General features: G+C 47.3%; 16 protein-coding genes. 14 read left to right on the top strand and 2 right to left on the bottom strand.

What is annotated here, in order from left to right:
* The first annotated feature begins 3 nt into the window (after positions 1–3).
* Positions 4–567: a Uma2 family endonuclease gene (locus ACQ4M5_RS31935; protein ID WP_430679847.1), complete on the top strand. Its 564-nt coding sequence runs from the start codon at positions 4–6 to the stop codon at positions 565–567.
* A gap of 12 nt (positions 568–579) precedes the next feature.
* Here the strand turns inward: ACQ4M5_RS31935 and ACQ4M5_RS31930 are convergent, their stop codons facing one another.
* Both ACQ4M5_RS31930 and ACQ4M5_RS31925 read right to left on the bottom strand, forming a co-directional pair.
* Complete coding sequence (locus ACQ4M5_RS31930; RefSeq protein WP_430679846.1) at positions 580–1,692, bottom strand: sensor histidine kinase; 1,113 nt, start codon at positions 1,690–1,692, stop codon at positions 580–582.
* Entirely contained in the window at positions 1,689–2,414 is a 726-nt protein-coding gene (locus ACQ4M5_RS31925; RefSeq protein ID WP_430679845.1) for a response regulator transcription factor, read from the bottom strand. Before ACQ4M5_RS31925 ends, ACQ4M5_RS31930 begins: the two co-directional genes overlap by 4 nt.
* A 275-nt stretch (positions 2,415–2,689) precedes the next feature.
* Here ACQ4M5_RS31925 and ACQ4M5_RS31920 point away from each other — a divergent pair, with 275 nt between their 5' ends.
* From ACQ4M5_RS31920 to ACQ4M5_RS31860, 13 genes are all read left to right on the top strand, one after another.
* Positions 2,690–3,436: a hypothetical protein gene (locus tag ACQ4M5_RS31920; protein ID WP_430679844.1), complete on the top strand. Its 747-nt coding sequence runs from the start codon at positions 2,690–2,692 to the stop codon at positions 3,434–3,436.
* Between the two features lie 104 nt (positions 3,437–3,540).
* Positions 3,541–3,918, top strand: a complete 378-nt coding sequence (locus ACQ4M5_RS31915; RefSeq protein WP_430679843.1) for a hypothetical protein — start codon at positions 3,541–3,543, stop codon at positions 3,916–3,918.
* The gene (locus ACQ4M5_RS31910; protein WP_430679842.1) at positions 3,915–6,719 is read left to right on the top strand and encodes a hypothetical protein; all 2,805 of its coding nucleotides are present in this window, start codon (positions 3,915–3,917) and stop codon (positions 6,717–6,719) included. Before ACQ4M5_RS31915 ends, ACQ4M5_RS31910 begins: the two co-directional genes overlap by 4 nt.
* Positions 6,709–7,743, top strand: coding sequence for a hypothetical protein (locus ACQ4M5_RS31905; protein WP_430679841.1), 1,035 nt, complete (start codon positions 6,709–6,711; stop codon positions 7,741–7,743). The genes ACQ4M5_RS31910 and ACQ4M5_RS31905 overlap by 11 nt, the downstream gene beginning before the upstream one ends.
* The gene (locus tag ACQ4M5_RS31900; protein ID WP_430679840.1) at positions 7,646–8,947 is read left to right on the top strand and encodes a hypothetical protein; all 1,302 of its coding nucleotides are present in this window, start codon (positions 7,646–7,648) and stop codon (positions 8,945–8,947) included. Before ACQ4M5_RS31905 ends, ACQ4M5_RS31900 begins: the two co-directional genes overlap by 98 nt.
* A gap of 41 nt (positions 8,948–8,988) precedes the next feature.
* Complete coding sequence (locus ACQ4M5_RS31895) at positions 8,989–9,741, top strand: hypothetical protein (protein WP_430679839.1); 753 nt, start codon at positions 8,989–8,991, stop codon at positions 9,739–9,741.
* Positions 9,742–9,745: 4 nt separating this feature from the next.
* Entirely contained in the window at positions 9,746–11,338 is a 1,593-nt protein-coding gene (locus ACQ4M5_RS31890) for a TrbI/VirB10 family protein (RefSeq protein ID WP_430679838.1), read from the top strand.
* Positions 11,335–12,057 carry a hypothetical protein gene (locus tag ACQ4M5_RS31885; RefSeq protein WP_430679837.1) on the top strand — a complete coding sequence of 241 codons (723 nt, stop codon included), beginning with the start codon at positions 11,335–11,337 and terminating at the stop codon, positions 12,055–12,057. Before ACQ4M5_RS31890 ends, ACQ4M5_RS31885 begins: the two co-directional genes overlap by 4 nt.
* Positions 12,058–12,059: 2 nt before the next feature.
* Positions 12,060–13,322: a hypothetical protein gene (locus ACQ4M5_RS31880; protein ID WP_430679836.1), complete on the top strand. Its 1,263-nt coding sequence runs from the start codon at positions 12,060–12,062 to the stop codon at positions 13,320–13,322.
* Positions 13,323–13,324: 2 nt separating this feature from the next.
* The gene (locus ACQ4M5_RS31875; RefSeq protein WP_430679835.1) at positions 13,325–15,061 is read left to right on the top strand and encodes a type IV secretory system conjugative DNA transfer family protein; all 1,737 of its coding nucleotides are present in this window, start codon (positions 13,325–13,327) and stop codon (positions 15,059–15,061) included.
* Positions 15,062–15,063: 2 nt separating this feature from the next.
* Positions 15,064–16,155, top strand: coding sequence for a hypothetical protein (locus tag ACQ4M5_RS31870; protein ID WP_430679834.1), 1,092 nt, complete (start codon positions 15,064–15,066; stop codon positions 16,153–16,155).
* A gap of 12 nt (positions 16,156–16,167) precedes the next feature.
* Positions 16,168–16,644, top strand: a complete 477-nt coding sequence (locus ACQ4M5_RS31865) for a hypothetical protein (RefSeq protein WP_430679833.1) — start codon at positions 16,168–16,170, stop codon at positions 16,642–16,644.
* A 1-nt stretch (position 16,645) separates the two neighbouring features.
* On the top strand, positions 16,646–18,316 hold the full coding sequence (locus ACQ4M5_RS31860) for a hypothetical protein (protein ID WP_430679832.1): 1,671 nt from the start codon (positions 16,646–16,648) through the stop codon (positions 18,314–18,316).
* Positions 18,317–18,319 lie beyond the last annotated feature (3 nt).

Genomic DNA, 18,319 nt, shown 5'->3' with positions numbered 1-18,319 from the left:
GTCATGGTACAAACTCCGATCAAGCCACTCACCCTCGAAGAATTCCTCCAACTGCCGGAAACCAAACCTGCCAGTGAATTCATCGACGGTCAAATGATTCAAAAGCCCATGCCCCAAGGAAAACACAGCACTGTTCAGCTTGACTTAGGTGCTGGTATCAATCAGTCGCTGAAGCCGAGCCACATTGCCCGTGCCTATTCAGAACTTCGCTGTACCTTTGGGGGACGATCGATCGTCCCAGACCTTTCGGTTTTTACTTGGGAGCGGATTCCGCGTAACGAGAATGGTGAAGTCTCGAATACGTTTGAGCTTCCGCCCGACTGGACTATCGAAATTCTGTCGCCCGATCAAAGTCAAACGAAGGTGGTTCGCAACATTCTCCATTGCCTCGCCAATGGAACTCAAATGGGATGGTTGATTGATCCAGATGAGAAGTTGGTGTTTGTTTATTTTGCCGATCGCACCCTTGCCGTTTTTGAAGAGTCGAGCGATCGCATTCCAGTGCCCGCTTTTGCCGAAAGCTTTGAACTTACCATCGGTCAGCTATTTGATTGGCTTCAGGAATAGTGCCTTTCTGCCTCAGCTTGGAGCATTGATTGGGAGACAAAATTTGAACGTTGTACCTTGACCCAATGTACTCTCAACCTCAATCTGTCCTCCCATTACCTTGACTAATCGTTCTGTGATGGCGAGTCCGATACCGCTTCCATCACGGCGCAAACGTCGGGAATGATCAGATCGCCAGAAGCGTTGAAATACAAGAAGTAGGTCTTCAGAAGAAATGCCGATTCCTGTGTCTTTAACCATTACCCAGAGTTTGCCTCGATCTGCCCAAGCTCGAACCGTGACAGCCCCTTCAGGCGTGTATGCCAGTGCGTTACTGATGAGGTTCGTCAGAATTTGCTTAAAGCGATCGCAGTCTGCAAAGATTTGAGGCAAATTTCCTGTATCAAGGAATTCCAAATCACAGTCATTGTGCCAGCCTTGGCTACGAAAAACAGCAACGACATCCTTGATGATTGGATATGGAGAAAATGGCTCCAACCGTAGCGGCAGCCCGCCTGATTCGATGCTCGAAAGAATTCTCAAATCTGCCAACAGTCGTGTCAGCCGCTCTGCTTCTTCATGCAACTGTCGCTTGATGTCTGACGTTAGCTCAAATCCGTCTGAAGACTCCAATAGTTCCAGATAACCTCGAATTACCGTCAAAGGAGTTCCCATTTCATGTGCTAGATCGCCGATCAATTCCTGGCGACGCTCCTCAACGCCTTGCAATCGATCCGCCACACTATTCAACGTCAACTCAAGCTGACGAATCTCTGAAATTCGACTCGGTGGGATGCGGGCATTCAGATCCCCCTCACTAAATCGTTTCGCAACTCGTTCAATCTTCCTCAATGGGTGCAGAATTGAATTCGTTAGCGATAAGCTCAGCGCACCCACTGTCAGCAAACTTGAACCAAGTGCCAACATGGTTCCTCGATCGTTGACACGATGGAAAAGGTCAACGATGTCATTGTAGGAACTCTGATTGGTCAGCTTTTGCTCTGATTTTTCGTACTGTCTTTCTAAGTTGGCTAATCGAGCCGGAAATTGCTGCGACTTATAGCCATAAGCCACTGTCGCAGCGCAAAGGAGTGCTGATACCAACACAAGCAAGTTGGTCAGAAATAATCTTACGCGAAGGCTCATGATGTAATTTTGTCGTCTTCAAAGCTGTATCCAATGCCCGTATGAGTGCGAATAAAGCGATCTCGTTGTTCCTTGCTAGACGGGCTAATTTTCTTTCGCAATCGTCCAATGTAAGTGTCAATCGCTCGATCATCACCAATAAAATCACTTCCTCGCACCGCATCTAGCAACTCAGAACGGCTCCACACCCGCTTCGGACGAGATGCCATCAGTGCTAGTAAATCAAATTCAACGGTGGTTAGTCTTACCCTCTCAAACTCACCATCGTCGGTCTTCTGCACCATCAGTTCCCGTTTTTCCTGGTCAATGATGAAGTGCCGAGTTTCAATGGTGATTTGCTCCCCTTGATGGCGCATGAAGCGACGCAACACTGCCCGCACACGCACCACTAATTCTTGAGGACTGAACGGCTTCGTGATGTAGTCATCCGCTCCAGTGGAATAGCCCACAATGCGATCGACCTCAGCACCTTTCGCCGTCAACATAATGATGTAGGGATCTTTTCGGACAGATTTGCTCTGACGAATGCGAGTACAGACCTCTAGACCATCTAGCTTTGGTAAGCCCAGGTCTAATAGTACAACATCAGGCTGTAGTTCTCGAAACTGACGTAACCCATCTTCTCCGTCATAGGCAACTGAACAGCTAAAGCCTTCAGCTTCCAGAGAAGAGCGAACGAGGGAACTGACATTCCGTTCATCTTCCACAATTAAAACTTGCATACAACTTGAAGATTTTTATGGTTTACTGATCAGAAAAATCGGTTCATGGTTGTATGCACCCTGTAGTTCTATTGTGAGGGTTTGTAAAATGATGAGTAGTACAAATAGGTAGATTGTTTTCTTCTCAGCACTTGTTGTAAAGATCCGTAACTCAAGTCGCAATTCTTCTGCTTTACGCCATACGAGCGTCAGATCTGGCTCCTATTCTCTTCAATCAGCTTAGGGTTCTAAGCAAAAAACTGAATTTGCAATTACTGATTTTGAGAGAGTTCTTCATGACACAAGTAACTGAAACAATCTACGCTTCTGATGACGCTACGCAACTCTGTCTAGAGACAGAATTCGCTAATCGCCCCGCTCTCAAGCTGTCTCTTTCTTTACCTTTGGAAACTTCTACAGCCCCAATTGCGCCTGTAGAAGTTGCACCAAGATCTGCTGGATTGCGAGCGTTACTATCGCGCTGGTTCTCGAAAGAGTCCCGCGATCGCTTACGCAAACTAGCTCCTTGGCTCGTCTCTGGTAGTATTTTGGGCTTGAATCTGGTCATCCATGCTCCAACCTTCGTAGTCGGTGCGATGATTGCTGGATTAACGATCAGAATTCTGAAAGCCATCCTTCACAGCAATCCAATCTGTGAGAAAGCATGGCAATGGTTGCTCAAGAAAGCAAATTTGAGCGAAAAGCAGATTCCCTGGATGACGGCTGGTTTCGCTGGAGGCGCATGGCTCAGTGCTGCGATGCCTTCTAATGCTGCATTCTTTGTTCAGGCAGAAACCTATCTGAGGCAGATTCTATCGGTTGGACAGGCTTCTGGAGTCAACACATTGATTCCGTTGCTGTTTGGTACATTGCGGGTCATTTTCATCATCTACATCGGGATTGCTTTGGTGCGGGTCGTTAACTCATTCCGGAATGATGAGGATTGGGTGACTGCTGCTCGGATTCCGCTCATTGTTGTGCTGTGTGTGGTCATCGGTGATGCGCTCAGCACTCTAATCGTGCAAGGAGCAGGAGGAGCGTAGCCGAAAAGCCCTTCAGAACTTGGCGAAGCGATCGCGCTTTCACTTTCAAAGTAAATAGCAAAGGCGATGGATCGCATCGCCTTTGTTTTCCTTCGGATTTATCTATGACTACTGAACACGACAAGAAATCTGACGAGTTTATTCCAATCAATCAAATCCTCAACTCCAAGCCACAGTTAGGACCCATCCCAGGAGAGCAGGTCATTCCGTGGCTGATTATCACGATCGGTTCCTATATCATCTGCCAGTTAGTTCTAAGCCTGGATTGGTGGGCAACGGGATTGGTTGGTATTTGGGGATCAGCAACGTGGTGGATTCTGACAGGCAATGAAAGCTGGCGTTTTTTGACGAAGTTCTATCGCACTCCCAAGTGGACGCGAGGACACTTACCCTACACCAGCACATTCACGCAGGTACAGAGCTTGATCAGTTCACCTCAAACGAAACGCAAAAAACCTAGAAAGCATCGAACACGACGATGAAAACAAAAGTTGGAAAGCAACGAGTAACCCTGATTGAGAACAATCAAAAACAGTCTGTTACTCTCAGCGCATTTGAAGACTTTAATGCTTTGGCAGGACTGGCTCAAATCGAACTCAAGGGCAGAAAAGTCGGCGTGAAAATCCTGCAAAAAGACAAGAAATACTGCTTTGTCTTTGGCTTTACCTGTTCTGGCATTCATGACACGCTTCGATCTGACCAAATTCCTCCAACACTTCGCAATTTTGAGGCTGCACTCAAAGAGCTACCGATCGGCGAACGGATGACGGTGCATCTTTCTAGTTTTACCAGCGATCGCGATCGTCAAAAACAACTCGATCATCTGCTGAATAAAGCTCCCTCTTCCGAGTTGCGCCTACTGCTGATGAGCGAGAAAACCAGAGCGCAGGAACTCAAGCAATCTGGCACTCGCAAGCCAAAAACTCTCCACATCTACGTCACCTACACAGTCGAACCCAATCAAAAAGTCACGACTGATGCGGATTGGATTGAAAAGGCATTGGCAAAAGGGGTGGAACTCTGGGAGGTTTTCAAGGGGCAGGGTGATAACCTTGTGCAGCAGCATCTTGAAGCGATGTTGCGTCGTGCTTTCACTGAAGGCTATCTGCGCTGGGAGCAGTTGCTGAACATTAAAATGGGGCTGGATATCAAGCCCATGACTGTGAAGCAACACTGGCAGAAAGATTGGTATTGCTTCAACCGGATTAAAGCCCCTGCCGTTCCTCAATATCTGATTCTGACCGAGCAAGGATTGAGCGAACAGGTCAACAGCGATATTCATTGTGCTACTGTCCTGATTCAAGGAGAACATGGGCATGAGTCAGTGCCTCAAGCCGATCGCCAGTGGGTCAGAGTAAAAGGGCAATACGTTGGCGTACTGGGATTCAGTGCTAAACCAGTCGGATTTCTAAATCAGCAAACTCAACTTCGCTATCTATGGGAAGCGATTTGCCGCCCTTACATCGTAGATACCGAAATTGTCTGCCAACTTACAGCCCGTGATACAACGCTGCTCAAGACCAATATGCAGCGCATTCTGAAGCAGTCAAATGTGGCAAGCCAAGTAGCAGAGCAAGCGCGATCGATCGACGTAGCTGCACAAATCAAGGTGAAGCGTTCCGTTGATGCTCAAGCAAAGCTCTATGAAGGCTATATCCCAGTCAACATTGCCACTGTTTTCCTTGTCCACCGCGACACAAAGGCTCAGTTAGACGAAGCCTGTAAAGCCCTTTCCGAGTGCTTTCAACTGCCTGCTAAAGTCGTTCGTGAAACCGAGATCGCTTGGCGCATTTGGCTTCAAAGCTTATCTACTTCCTGGGAAAAGCTTCTGGGTGCGCCATTTAAACGGCAACTGACTTATCTCACAAATGAGGCATCTGGTCTGATTCCATTGACCGTGACAAACTCTGGCAATCAGACGGGTTTTGAATTGATCGCTGATGAAGGCGGTAGTCCTGTCTACATCGATTTCATTAACGAGCATCGAAACATCGCGGCACTCGGAACCACTCGTTCGGGCAAATCGCTTCTCATTGCTGGCATGATGACTCAGTTTCTCGCGGAAGGCTATCCGATTGTCTGTTTGGACTATCCCAAACCGGATGGAACTTCGACTTTCACAGACTATGCGGAGTTTCTTCAACCTCGTGCAGCATACTTCGATATCGGGCGAGAGAGCAACAACTTAATGGAGATGCCTGATCTGCGACACTTATCTGAGGAAGAACAGCAAGAGCGATTCGAGGACTATAAATCATTCCTTGAGGGTGCGCTAGTAACAATGGTGCTACCCACTGCCCAGCAGGATGCAATGTTGGAACAGACAGTGCGATCGCTAATCGGAAAAGCACTCAACAGCTTTTTCAAAGACGCAGAAATTTCTCGTCGCTACTCGGAGGCACAAGCTGATGGATTGGGAACTCCCGCCTGGGCATTAACGCCAACACTGAAAGATTTTCTGGAATTCTGTACCCCGGAAAAGCTGAAAATCGAAACAGATACCGGACACATTCGCAGTGCCCAATCTCAGATTCTCTTGCAGCTAGAATACTGGCTCAATTCTCGAATTGGTCGCGCAATCGGTCGTCCTTCTTCGTTCCCAACCGATGCTCAACTGCTGGTTTTTGCTCTCAGAAACCTCTCTAACGAGAATGAGGCGGCTGTTCTTTCGCTCAGTGCTTACTCTGCTGCGCTCCGTCGTGCCTTGGCATCTCCTCGATCGATCTTTTTCATTGATGAATCTCCGATTTTGTTTGCCTTCAATACGATCGCTCGTTTGATTGGTCGTTTATGTGCCAACGGTGCTAAAGCGGGAATTCGCGTGTTTCTCTCGGCGCAAGACCCCGACACGATCATGAACTCGATCGCAGGACAACAGATCATGCAGAACATGAACACGCGCTTGATTGGGCGGATTCAACCGCTTGCGATCGAGTCTTTCATCAAATGGCTGTCCTACGATCGCTCAATCATTGCCCGAAACGCCAGTGAATTCTTCTTTCCAAAACGATCTGAACTCTACTCCAATTGGTTACTCGACGTTGATGGCACGTATACCTACTGCCGCTACTACCCCAGTGCAGTCCAGCTTGCTACTGTCGCTAATAACCCAGACGAGCAAGCTGCCCGTGCGCGAGTGTTGGCACAGTATCCAGGCAACAAACTCCTAGCAATGGCAAAGTTCGCGGAACAATATGTCACTGCGATTCGGAGCGGTAGCAGTCTAGATGAGATCGCACAAGTTGAAACAATTTCTTCAGAGGTATTAACGGATGTCCCCTAACAGTTTTTCCAAAGTTTGGAACTTTCAACGCGCCACCCAAGCAAAATTCAGATTGCTTGTCTTCACGCTAACCTTCGCAGTGCTTGCTGGAAGCTTATTCCCGAAATTTGCGAAAGCTGGAGTGCTGGATGGCTTATCTAATACTATCGAACAAACGGTGAACCGAGTTACCAACGACGCGACGAATCCAGTTCGTCAAGTTGAGAATGCGATCGAGCAGGTAGAAAATACGATTCAACAGCCCCTCAACGGCATCAATAATGCTATCCAGTCGGTTCTCTCTCCTTTCGTTCAGCAGCTTCAACAGTATTTTCAAGTGTTTAATCACGTCTTTCAAGATCTGTTGGGCAGTGTTTTCGGTGGAGGTCGGTATCCTTGGGATGAGCAATGGGGCGGAGGTTTGCCTTCTGGCAGTCAAGGAAATAACGGAAATTCAGGAGATTGGTCGGAACTTCCGCCTGCCAGTAGTCCTGGGGCAATTTATGGTCCACTCCAAATTCCTGATTTTCTGAAAAGCCATAAAGCGATCGACCAGCAAGTGTTGAATGGTGCAACTGCTGGAACTCCATCGCAGACGACTCAAAAGAGCGATCGCTTTAACATCAACCCTGTGCCTTTAGCTCAGTCGCTCAAATTCCAGCAGGATCGGCTCCAAAGCTATGGCATGGCAGCGACAATTCTGAGTACCGAAGGACAGACGGCACTGAAGCAGGAAATGGAAGCGGCAACGGCAACGCTACAAACGATTCAGCAAAAATCTCAAGCGGCTCAGAGCATGGATGTAACTCAGGACGCAATCAAGAATTTGACTGCAATTCAGGCAAATCAATCCTTGCTAGTCGGTGGGAGCTACGCTCAACTCATGGCGCTTCGTGCCCAAGATGCCGCGAATGCAGTCGTTACCTCTAACATCTCTGAAACACTCGATGAAGAGAATCGTGCCCGTCATGCTGAGTCGATGGCTGCGGCTGACCACGTTCTACGAGCTTCTGCTGGAATCTATCTCCCTGGATTGGTCAAATAGCCATAAGTCATCTGCCCTACGCCATAAATCTGTCAGATGCAATCGATACGGTAGGCATAATCTCAATCGCGGCACACAGAATATGTTCAATACCTCCTCACTGGCAGTTGCAGGAGCCAGCCGAATCCTGCAAGAAGGACTGAATACGGGCACTGAAGTTGCTCAAGCCTGGAATAAGCATTGGTCAGATGTTTTTGATAGCCCGCTCTACCACACGATCGTTTACTTTTCCGGCATCTTTGCGGCTGGAGCGCTGGTCTTCTTCATGCTTCAACTGGTCAAGCGAATGTTGCATGAAGAAGAATATGGTGCTGCTCTACAAAGCGTTATTCTCGCACTCATTCTTTGTGGATTACTAGCCAGCAATGGTTTCTTTCTCTCGCGATGTGTTCTGACGCTGCGAGGTGTCGTTCATAATCTCTCGAACCAAGTTCTGGAAGTCTCGTTACTAGATACCAAAATCAAGGACGCGATCGCAGCTTCCTCTAATCAAGGTGCAATTGTTAGCGAGATCCGCGCTCAACTCAGTCAGTGTTATGGAATGGTTGGGCAAAAACAAATTACTTGCCTGGAACAAGCTAATAAGCAGGTTGAAGAAACGATCGGGGCTTATCAAAGTGAACTTCCAGTGATTGCTAATCTGCTGGGTCCGATTCGGGCAATTCAGCGCGGGATTCAGGGTGCGATCGAGTCTGGCAATTCTCAGCTACAAAATGGTGATTTAGGCAGCGTTGTAACTGCTCCTGGAGCGGCTGTTGCAGGCTTCCTCGGTGGATTTGTTGGCTCTGCCGCAGAAGAAACCGTTCGCCTGGTGCTGTGGGCATTTCAATGGGCATTTACTAACCTTCTGGAGATTGCCATGCTGCTGACCGCTCTGATTTCACCCTTTGCAGTTGCTGGAGCATTCATGCTGGATGGTAAGTCGCTGTGGGCTTGGCTCACTGGATTCTTTGCTTTAGGACTTGCCAAAGTTTCCTACAACATCATTGTGGGTCTGGCAGCAGTCGTGGTGGTCAATGCTGGAACAACGGACACAATGGGATTCTTAGTCATCATGGCAATTCTAGCTCCTGCTCTAGCTTTGGCATTAGCCGCAGGCGGTGGCATGGCAGTATTCCACACGATTAATAGCGGTGTTGCCTCAATGGGACTGATGGCAGCAGGGCACATACCCTTCGGTAATCAAATGCGCTACAGCAGATAGCTTTCTTCCAATTTCCTTTTTGTTGTTCTCAATCCAAATCTATGCAAATTCTCAAGCACAAACCACGATTTGATTCTTCTGATATTCTTCCGCTCTTTGCTCTTGGTACACTGGGTCTGCAAGTTTTGCTTCTCCTCATTAGTTTGGGCAGTGCGATTAGTTTGTGGTCGATCGCGCATAAGCCTGCTCCGGCAATGGTGCAAATGCTAGACGGTCACTCGATCGGAATGGAACCTGTAGACACAAATCAGCGCACTCCCTCCACTATCCGTCAGTTCACCAAAGACTCTCTAGGTTTAATGTTTACCTGGAACACAAAGATTCAGGCGAATAAGGATGATGCGAATTCAAGCGTAGCTGACGCAGTAAAAGATCCAGGAGTTTCAGTTGGAACTGGGCGGATTACAACTTCAAGCTGGCAGTCCTCGTTTGCACTACGAGAAGACTTCCGAAATTCCTTTCTAGAGCAGGTTTCCAAGCTGACTCCTCCAGATATTTTCAGCGGCAACGCGCAGAGCGTTTTGAGCTTTGAATCTATCTCGCAGCCCAAACTTGTCAAACCTGGAGAATGGCAGGTGGATTTGGTCGCCAATCTACTCATCTTTGATTCCGCTCATCCACAGGGCAACGCCATTCCTTTCAACAAAACAGTTTTTGTAACTGCCATTGAGCCAACGACCGATCCGCTTCCTGATCAGTCTTCTCCAATTCAGAAAGCCGTCTACCATGTTCAAGCGAATGGCTTACAGATTCGTGAAATTCGTGACTTGGACATTGAGCAACTAAATCACTAAAGCTATGCAGAATCAGTCTTCTAAACCTGAACTATCCGTACCTGAGCAATCAGTACAACCTGCCGATCCCTGGAATGAGTTAGCAGAACTCGCTGCCATGACGGGATATAAGGTTGAGCCACCCCCTGGCAAATCAAATAACACAAAAGCCGTCGAATCACTGCTGGATGATGAAGACCTTGAAGATTTTGAGGCAAATTCCAAGACAAAAATTCCATTGTGGAGTAATCCACTCGCCAAGACAGCCCTTGTATCTGCACTAATGGCAACTGGACTCGGCTCAGTTGGGCTATTCATCTGGAGCTTAAACGGCAACTGGAACAAAAATCTTGCAGACTCGAAACCTGAAGCTATCGATAGTGAAGCGACACCTAAACCGAACTCAGACCAAGCTGAAATCAGTCGCCTTAAAACAGTGACAGCCTTGGGCAGTCAGGCACAGATCATTAAGCAAGCCCCCAAGACACCTGCTCGTTTTCTACCTTCTCCAGACAAGTCCAAGCCAGCAAAACCACCTACACAAGTGGCAAGAACTCCATCCGTTAGTCCGGCTGTTGTGGAACGTAATCCAACTGTAGTCACTCCACCTGCACCGAGCTACACTCCAGTTAGACAAATGATTTCACCTGCTGAGAGACTGCCAGAGTTTGCTAGACCTGTTGCTTCTCCTGTTTCTCCCGCTCAACCCACTGATCCAGACGAAGCATGGCAAAAAGCACTTGCGGTCGGGAGTTATGGTCAAAGTAGCGATCGTACAATTGCCTCTGCTGCTCAACCAATGCCAACCCGTGACCAGTCAACGCAATTAGTTGACGATAACCCACGATCGCAAGAAGAAGCCATCCCTGTACCACAAGAACCAACAGTTGTCCGTACCGTTAGCGACAACCAGCAGTTGCGCTATGAAACTGATGAACAAGCACTTCTGTCTGGCATTCCTCGCCATACTGTTTCCATTACTCCAGGTGCGATCGCAACCGCGAGATTGATGACTCCGATAGTTTGGGCGCAGGACTTGAAAGCAGAGCAACAACCCCAACGATTTGTACTGCAATCCTCCCAACCAATTTACGGGACAGATGGTTCTGTAGCGTTGCCTGTCGGGTCGCAAATAGTCGCGAAAGTTGATGCTGTCTCTAATAGTGGCATGATGCAACTCTCAATCGTTCAGGCAGTTGTTCCAACCAGCAATGGCAATCAAGTGATCGAAATTCCTGCTGGAACGATGTTTATTGCTGGAGAAGGCGGTCAACCTCTAGTCGCGAAGAATCACAGTCCTCAAGGTGGTGAAGTTGCTAAAAGAGATATCGCGATCGCATTAATGGGTGCATTAGGGCAGGTCGGTAGCCTACTGAATCGCCCTTCTAACCAAACAACTACAACCAGCCCCTATCTCTCCACAACTTCAATTAGTAATGGGCAATCCAATCTTTTAGGTGGGATTTTGGAAGGTGGCTTTGGCAAGTTAGCAGACCGGATTTCTCAACGTCAACAACAACAAGTTGAAGAAATTCTTCAGCGCCCGAATTTTTGGTACGTTCCAGCAGGTCAATCGCTTCAAATATTTATAGCCGCGCCTGTGGAGGTGACTCGATGAAAACTCTACTTCGCTCTTTATTGTGTTTACCGTTTGCGATCGCGGTTTTTCACTCTAATCCAGTTTTAGCAATTCCGATTGTTCAGAAAGTTTCTCAGTCGCAAGCTCAGGGGCTGATTGGCAACGGCGCAACGGTCACAGTTTGGTTAGGTAATGGCACTAACATTGATTTCACTCGTACTGGAGAAACGATCCAACGTGCCTGGTTAGATGATGCCCATGCAGTCACAATTGATTTTGATGCAGCCCTGGATAAGGATGGAAGTGCCAGCATTGTTCACCTCAAACGAGTCACTGGAATTCACTTTCCCAACCTGCCCGAAACTCGTTCAACTTTGCTCACAGTCGTTACGCGATCGCCCTACGGCAAAAAGACCTATCTGTTTGATGTTCGTTACGGCTCTGGCACTCCAAAGTACGCAACGCTGGCGATTGTCCCTGATACACAACCAATTACAGGGGGTGTCGCTCTTGGTGACAAAACTGCAAATTGGAATGATGTTGAACGGGGCTTACAACGTGCGATCGCTCAACGGTTGATTTCAATTCAAAGCCCAGTTAATCAGCGAGTACAGGCTTTTCTAGCAAATGTGCGGAACGGAATGCCCATGCAGCAAGCCGCCGCACAAGCGAAAGTCTCCCTAGCAGTTGTTTCTAAACTCGCACAAATCGGAACTGCTTCTGTTTCACATCCTGCCTCAATCCTGCCCTTGAGATAGTTATGTTACCTTTCCTGTTGTCGGTAGTCCCAGAGATGAATTTATCGAGCAATATTCCTGATCAAAATTCGTCAATTCCAACTGTCGTAATTGAGCGTGATCAGGTTCGCACCCTTACTCCAGACTGGACACGCTTAACCTTTGCTAAATTGCCTACATTGGCGCAACCTGGTTCACTCTGGGGGCGAAATTGGTCAGTTGGGCAAAAACTAGAGGATGTTCTGACGTTAGGGGATTTTCAGAACAGTCTTAAGTTGCAGGATTTGAATCTGTACGCGATCTCGCTTGCTACGCAAACATCCCCGAAAGCGGTTCTGTTGAGTCACTTCCATCTGCTAGAACAACAAACGCTAACTTCCCTAGCAAATGCAATTCCCGCCCTGGATCAATATCCTATTAACGAGATCAAACCACTGGTAGCTCTATTGCACTCTGCGAAATCAGGATACCGATTGATGGAAGAAACACTCCCAGAATTGCTTCGACAAGATCCTTCACTGGGTGCATTGAATTTCCAGATCACTGATTCCAAATACACGCTAGAAGATATTCCTGGGCTACTTGAAGTTCCACTACAAGCCTTTGAGCATTGGCAGGAAGCAAAAATCTCGGATATTCCTGGGCTACCTCAAACGCCTTGGAAGTTCTTCCCTGACCCACCTAATGATGATGGTGTAAGCGGATTGGTACAGATTCCGAGTCAATCCGCGAAGTCAGCAAATATCAAGGCGGAGGCAATATCGGGCAGTGATGTTGTTGGCTATCAGATGGCTTGTCAAACCTGTGCTGGAATCAGTTTTTCTAGTCCACCTTTGCTCCAAGGTAAACGCTGGATTTCTGGTTCTACTCAATGGATACAGGGCGGAACAGGAGAATCTACTTCAACTGAGAACAGCTATGAGCCAACTGGACGAAATGTATTTGGAAAAGCATTTAAGGTTGTGATTACTGAATTCACACCAAAAGAGGTACAGACTGCGTTGTACTTCCGATTCTGTCAAGCTGAACCAAATCGTAATCAAGTGAATTGCTCTCCCTATGCAGTGGGTGCTGTGCCTTTCCTGCTTTATCACTCAGGAGATGCAATGTTAGTTGGAAACATGGATGTGAAAACGGCTGCAACTCCTCAAATTCTGCCTGTTCCTCAACCTATACAAGCAGAAGCGTCTAATCCGTCTAGCTCTTTTCAAACCTCAATGTTGAAATTTCTGACACAAGCGATCGACAAAATCAAAGCCATCCTCCGATTTTCACCTACTGTTTGATCATGACCAAAATCCATCAAACGATTTCAGTTGCCCCGTCAACGAATCCAGTTAGCAATCAGTTAAGCGACCTCTTAACCATTTTTAAGAGTGAGAACGGCTTGATTCTGCTGCTTGCGATCGCAGGATGCCTTGCGCTTGCCTGGTTTGGTGAGCGCGGAATCGGCAAAAAGAACCGTTTAGCAACTGCGCGATTTGCAAGCGGGAAAGAACGTGCAGTTGCCAAGCGAAAAGCAATTCGGCAGATGAAAGCAAGAAAGCATAATGTTGTGGCTTTCAAAATTTACAACTCGCTCTATCTGCCGGATGCTCAGCGTGGAATCGCAATTTCCGGTGGTGCAGGTTCGGGTAAGACTGCGAGTATGGTGTTACCGATTGCTCAGTCCGCGATCGCGCAAGAATTTCCAATGTACCTTTATGACTTCAAATACACTGAACCAAACGATAGCCTGGTTTCCGCCGTTTTACCAATGGCAGTCAAAGCAGGCTACAAGGTTCATATCTTTGCGCCCGGAATGAGCGAATCCGAGATTTGCAATCCGCTAGACTTTTTGCTGGATGATATGGACGGGATGGCAGCACGACAACTTGCTTCGGTTATGCACAAGTGTATGCGGTCTGAACATAAGGATGCTTCGGATGATCCGTTCTTCTCGATCGCAGGAGATTTGCTGATTCAAGCTGTGCTACTCCTCGCGAAGCAGACAAAGTTTCCTGACATGATGATGTGCCAGGTGATTTTGGCAATGACCGACTTACCGAAGCGGATTCAGAACTCCAAATTGAGTAAGTTGACCAAAAATACGTTCTCTCAATATCTCTCTGTGTCAGGCTCAGAGAAGACGGCAGACAGCATTCGAGGAACAGCACAGAACCTATTTGTTCCTTTCACTACACCAGGACTCGCAAATGCCTTTTGTGACAAAACAACAGTGCCGTTAACGATAACAGGCAAAACACTGGTCGTAGTTGGAATGGATAAATCGATCAAAACAGCGATCGCTCCGTTTCTGACAGGAATTATGCAGATGGTTTTGGATCGTAACGTTGCGATCGCTCGCAAAGACCCTTTCGTTTTCATCCTCGATGAAGCTCCAACCGTTGGAATCGATTTAGCAACTGCTTTCGCGACTCAACGTTCAGCCGGAGCCGTCACGATTATGGGCTATCAAGACTTTGGGCAATTGGAGCAACGGTATGGCGAGTCTCTCGCTCGTACTATTCTGTCCAACTGCGCCACGAAAGCTTGGTTCAACCCGCAGGAACTCAAAACGGCTCAATGGTGCAGTGATTACATTGGTGAAGAGCAATTAAATCTGAAGCAAAAATCAAGAGGGCATAGTGGCGGTAAAGCCAGCACAAATGTTTCTGACAATGAGCGAACTCGTAAACTTTATAGCCCTGATCAGTTTCTTCGATTGCCTTCCGGGAAATGTATCTTGATCAATCCAGCGATCGCGGGACAAGGCGAAGTCGGTATTCCCATGTCTCAGAAGATAAAAATTCCAGAGTCAGTCGAACAACAGCAAGATTGGTCAAAACGAATTTGGAACGCAAAAATCCGCGATCGTATGAGTCAGCATAGTCCACAACCCAAATTAACCCGCGATGAATTGCGAGTCTACACTGAGCGCATGATCGAAGAACGAGAGCAAGAAGCGGAACGCATTTTGCCTCTTGCCGAAGACCCTAAGAAAGTTGATAAATCGCAAATTAGCAAAATTCAAGCAGCGTTTTAATTATGGCTTTTCCTGTTCAACCTCATAGCGCAGAGAAGGTGCAACATGATATCAACACGATTCTTGAGGCAATTATTCGGTTCTTATCTAAAATTAGCTCCTCTGAACCTTCCAAAAAATTGCAAGAGCCGATTCAAATAACCGCTGAACTTGAACCAGAGGAGCAGCTTGTGATAGATGCAGAAATTATTCCAGAAGTCGAGGCGCTCCCGTATCGCAATCCAGAATTGCTGGAAGGTGGTAGAGCTTATCCTCAGTTAACACCAGAAGTACGACTGCAACTGAATAGTCTTTACATGGCAGTTCCGCTTCCTGAACTTCAACAAAGCTTGGAGCAATTGTCCCCGCAGCGACTCGCGACTTTGGCAGGAGCGATTTCGTCTCCAGCATTACCGCCAGCAACAGAAAATCAGGATGTGATTGACATTGAAGTAGACGGGGTGCAATGCTTTCGCCAAGAAAAAGGTCAGGTAATCGTCAATGATCTGCTACCTTCTAACTCTTTAGAAGCTGTTCAAAGTGCTAGTGAAATTCAGCAGAACCGCGATACTGAGATGACAACCGAGATTGGTGAATTAGAACCAAGCCAGCCGACGACGGAACTGCGTCCAGTTGGCGAAGCCGAATCATTGATCGGGCAACAATTAGGCGATCTCAGTACAGTTCATAACGAAGTGCTGCATCAAGCTCCGTCGATTCGAGTAGAGCGGGATCAGTATGGAGCGATTAAAGGAGGTGCAGCGATTCGAGCAGTTGTCGAGCCGACTGAAGTAGAAGCAGATGCAGAATATCGGTCAGAGCATCCACTTACGCCAGAAGCTAAGGCGATCGTAACTCAACTACACGATTACTTCGATCAGAGCGGGGAGCAGGAATTAACTGGCAAGCGAGATTACAACATTCAGGCAGACGGCGATCGCATTCTCTTTATCCCCAGAGACAATTCAGCAGAAGTCATAACAGTACAGGGTGATCAGGCAGTATCTATTTCTTCAGAGCGAATTGAACACCTAATGGTCAGATTTGCTGCTGCGTATGAGAGCATTCGCACAACTGAGCAGGTTAGCGATCGCAATACTGAACTAACTCGTTAGAGAGGCAAAGTGATGAATAAGAGCTTTCAAAACTGGCAGGAACTTCAAGCAGGCTATGACGCTGAAGACACTCCTTTAGTGACGCGCGAGAAAGATCCAGACCTTGAGGCAAACTTGGATCATATTTTTGGGAGCGATTTGAATCCAGTTCTTTTACTTTCACAGTGGGGATTGTCGTTTAATGCGATCGCAGTTCTATCACAACATTCAGAACTGCTAGATGAATTGGCAAGAGAGCGGAATAAATCCTGTTTTCCCCCAGGCTATACACCCTCGCTGATTGAGATTTTCTTTGATGACATTCTCTGTATGCGCTACCAGCAAGGTCAAATCTCTTATCCAAACCCATCTCCTGAACATCCACCATTTATGGAAGTTCGGTTTGATGATCAGATGGCGCTATTTGTAATCAACGATGAGGTCGTTGTTAATCGTGTAGTTGCGATCGCGCAATTGGATCAGGTACTTGGACGATTGAAGCAGGTGTGAAATGAACCAACATCAGACCTACTCCCAGCAAGTTCTAGATGCGATCGCGACTCGACAAGGCGTAGATATGCTTGACTTGGATGTCCGCATTCAATACGGCAAGAATGGTCGCATTATTTTAGGTGAACTAGCTTCGGGAGAGCAGCGCAACGAAATCAATCAGGATCGAGCAGAATTAATTTTATCTGCATTGGAAAAGCCTGCTGTAGGTGGAGTTGATTTGTCTCCCTACAGTGGGCGAAAGCCTATGCTGGAAATTACCAACAAAGGGGAAACGCTATTTCGGCAGGAGCGCGACGGAACTATTTCGATCAATACTTTATGCCATGCACTTTCTCAAAAGGTTGCCCCAGAATCTACTCTTCCCAACTCAGTGCCAGCCGAAATTTCTAACAGCGACATTGTAATGGCAGCGCGAAGAGTTGCTCAGGCAGCAGAAGGACTGATGAATCCAATATGGCAGGAAAAACCTGCTACAACTGTAGCCGAGATTGGCTCTTACAAACTGCATCTCGATCGCGATACGCTCACTGTTTCTAAAGATGAGAATGTTCTGGTTCAAATTGTGGATGGGCAAATCCAGCCGTCTCAAGAAGTGACATCAGAAGATGCTCAAGCTTTTGAAGGATGGGCGAGAAATGGCGAGGGTGTTTGGGAAGATCAGAAAGTTCTCTTGGAAGATATGCCTCGCTTTATGTGGCAAACTAACTCTCAGGTATCAGAAACCTCTGAGTCTCATCATACAAATGCTTTAGAGGTAGCAAGACAGCAAATTGCTCAGCTTCGGGAGTCAAACAGTAAAGCCTTCTTTCAGAACTTATTTGAGGATTTGAGCAAGCAGGCTACTCAAGCGGTTCAACAGAACTTGAGCAGCGATCAGTTCAAAACTGCTCAGAAAATGGTGGTAGAAGGAGCGAAGACTGCTTTCCAGACCGTCAAACAAGGCTTAGAAAGTGACCAATTCAAGGCTTTTCAGAAGCAAACTGCACAAGCAGTACAAGACAGAGCCGAAAAAGCGATCGAGACAGCCGGACACGGTGTAGAACGAGCAGGGCAGTGGTTAGCCTCACGTCCAGAAGCAATTCGCGAACATCGAGCCGCGAGAACTGCCTATGAATTCTTTGAGCAGGGTTTTGCTCGAACCCAAGAGCATCGCTACGAACTCAATGGCTTCAAAGTAGAGCTTCAGGGGCGAAATAATTTCATGCTGCGAGACGCAACGACGAATCAGGAATTATTGCGCTTCAAAGCAGAAAAATTGCTATTTGGGGAGCCAAGAATCACGGTTCTCTCAAAAGCTGAGACTGGGATTTCTCACGAGCAGTATCAAGCGATCGATCAAGCACGTCAAGGCATTGAGAGTGTACGAGGTAGTCAGATCGCTGAGACACGACACGCTGAAAAGAGTGCTGCTTTCGGGTCTGCTGCTCGGATGGTGGCGGAGTTTAATGAGACAAACGACTACAACGGCAAGCATTATCGAATTCAAATCAGTCAAGATTCACTTACTATCACAGCAAAAGATGGGCGCGGAACGATATATCAACAACAGGATGATCAGGTGCAATCCAGGTTAGAGCAACAGGATTTTGGGCGATTTGCTCAAGCAATCAAAACGATCGAGCAACAACAGCCCAATCTATCTGAACAACGTCAAGTAGAGATTGGTTAACTA

This window comes from Leptolyngbya sp. AN10, from assembly GCF_050565645.1.
Classification (GTDB): Bacteria; Cyanobacteriota; Cyanobacteriia; order Leptolyngbyales; family Leptolyngbyaceae; genus Leptolyngbya.
Note: the sequence above shows the minus strand (reverse complement) of the source record. Positions and strands in the feature narration are given on the sequence as shown.

What these genes read in the sequence shown, in the direction of transcription:
- ACQ4M5_RS31935 (WP_430679847.1), top strand. Translation starts at nt 4, where the DNA reads ATGGTACAAACTCCGATCAAGCCACTCACCCTCGAAGAATTCCTCCAA.
- ACQ4M5_RS31930 (WP_430679846.1), bottom strand. Translation starts at nt 1,692, where the DNA reads ATGAGCCTTCGCGTAAGATTATTTCTGACCAACTTGCTTGTGTTGGTA.
- ACQ4M5_RS31925 (WP_430679845.1), bottom strand. Translation starts at nt 2,414, where the DNA reads ATGCAAGTTTTAATTGTGGAAGATGAACGGAATGTCAGTTCCCTCGTT.
- ACQ4M5_RS31920 (WP_430679844.1), top strand. Translation starts at nt 2,690, where the DNA reads ATGACACAAGTAACTGAAACAATCTACGCTTCTGATGACGCTACGCAA.
- ACQ4M5_RS31915 (WP_430679843.1), top strand. Translation starts at nt 3,541, where the DNA reads ATGACTACTGAACACGACAAGAAATCTGACGAGTTTATTCCAATCAAT.
- ACQ4M5_RS31910 (WP_430679842.1), top strand. Translation starts at nt 3,915, where the DNA reads ATGAAAACAAAAGTTGGAAAGCAACGAGTAACCCTGATTGAGAACAAT.
- ACQ4M5_RS31905 (WP_430679841.1), top strand. Translation starts at nt 6,709, where the DNA reads ATGTCCCCTAACAGTTTTTCCAAAGTTTGGAACTTTCAACGCGCCACC.
- ACQ4M5_RS31900 (WP_430679840.1), top strand. Translation starts at nt 7,646, where the DNA reads ATGAAGAGAATCGTGCCCGTCATGCTGAGTCGATGGCTGCGGCTGACC.
- ACQ4M5_RS31895 (WP_430679839.1), top strand. Translation starts at nt 8,989, where the DNA reads ATGCAAATTCTCAAGCACAAACCACGATTTGATTCTTCTGATATTCTT.
- ACQ4M5_RS31890 (WP_430679838.1), top strand. Translation starts at nt 9,746, where the DNA reads ATGCAGAATCAGTCTTCTAAACCTGAACTATCCGTACCTGAGCAATCA.
- ACQ4M5_RS31885 (WP_430679837.1), top strand. Translation starts at nt 11,335, where the DNA reads ATGAAAACTCTACTTCGCTCTTTATTGTGTTTACCGTTTGCGATCGCG.
- ACQ4M5_RS31880 (WP_430679836.1), top strand. Translation starts at nt 12,060, where the DNA reads ATGTTACCTTTCCTGTTGTCGGTAGTCCCAGAGATGAATTTATCGAGC.
- ACQ4M5_RS31875 (WP_430679835.1), top strand. Translation starts at nt 13,325, where the DNA reads ATGACCAAAATCCATCAAACGATTTCAGTTGCCCCGTCAACGAATCCA.
- ACQ4M5_RS31870 (WP_430679834.1), top strand. Translation starts at nt 15,064, where the DNA reads ATGGCTTTTCCTGTTCAACCTCATAGCGCAGAGAAGGTGCAACATGAT.
- ACQ4M5_RS31865 (WP_430679833.1), top strand. Translation starts at nt 16,168, where the DNA reads ATGAATAAGAGCTTTCAAAACTGGCAGGAACTTCAAGCAGGCTATGAC.
- ACQ4M5_RS31860 (WP_430679832.1), top strand. Translation starts at nt 16,646, where the DNA reads ATGAACCAACATCAGACCTACTCCCAGCAAGTTCTAGATGCGATCGCG.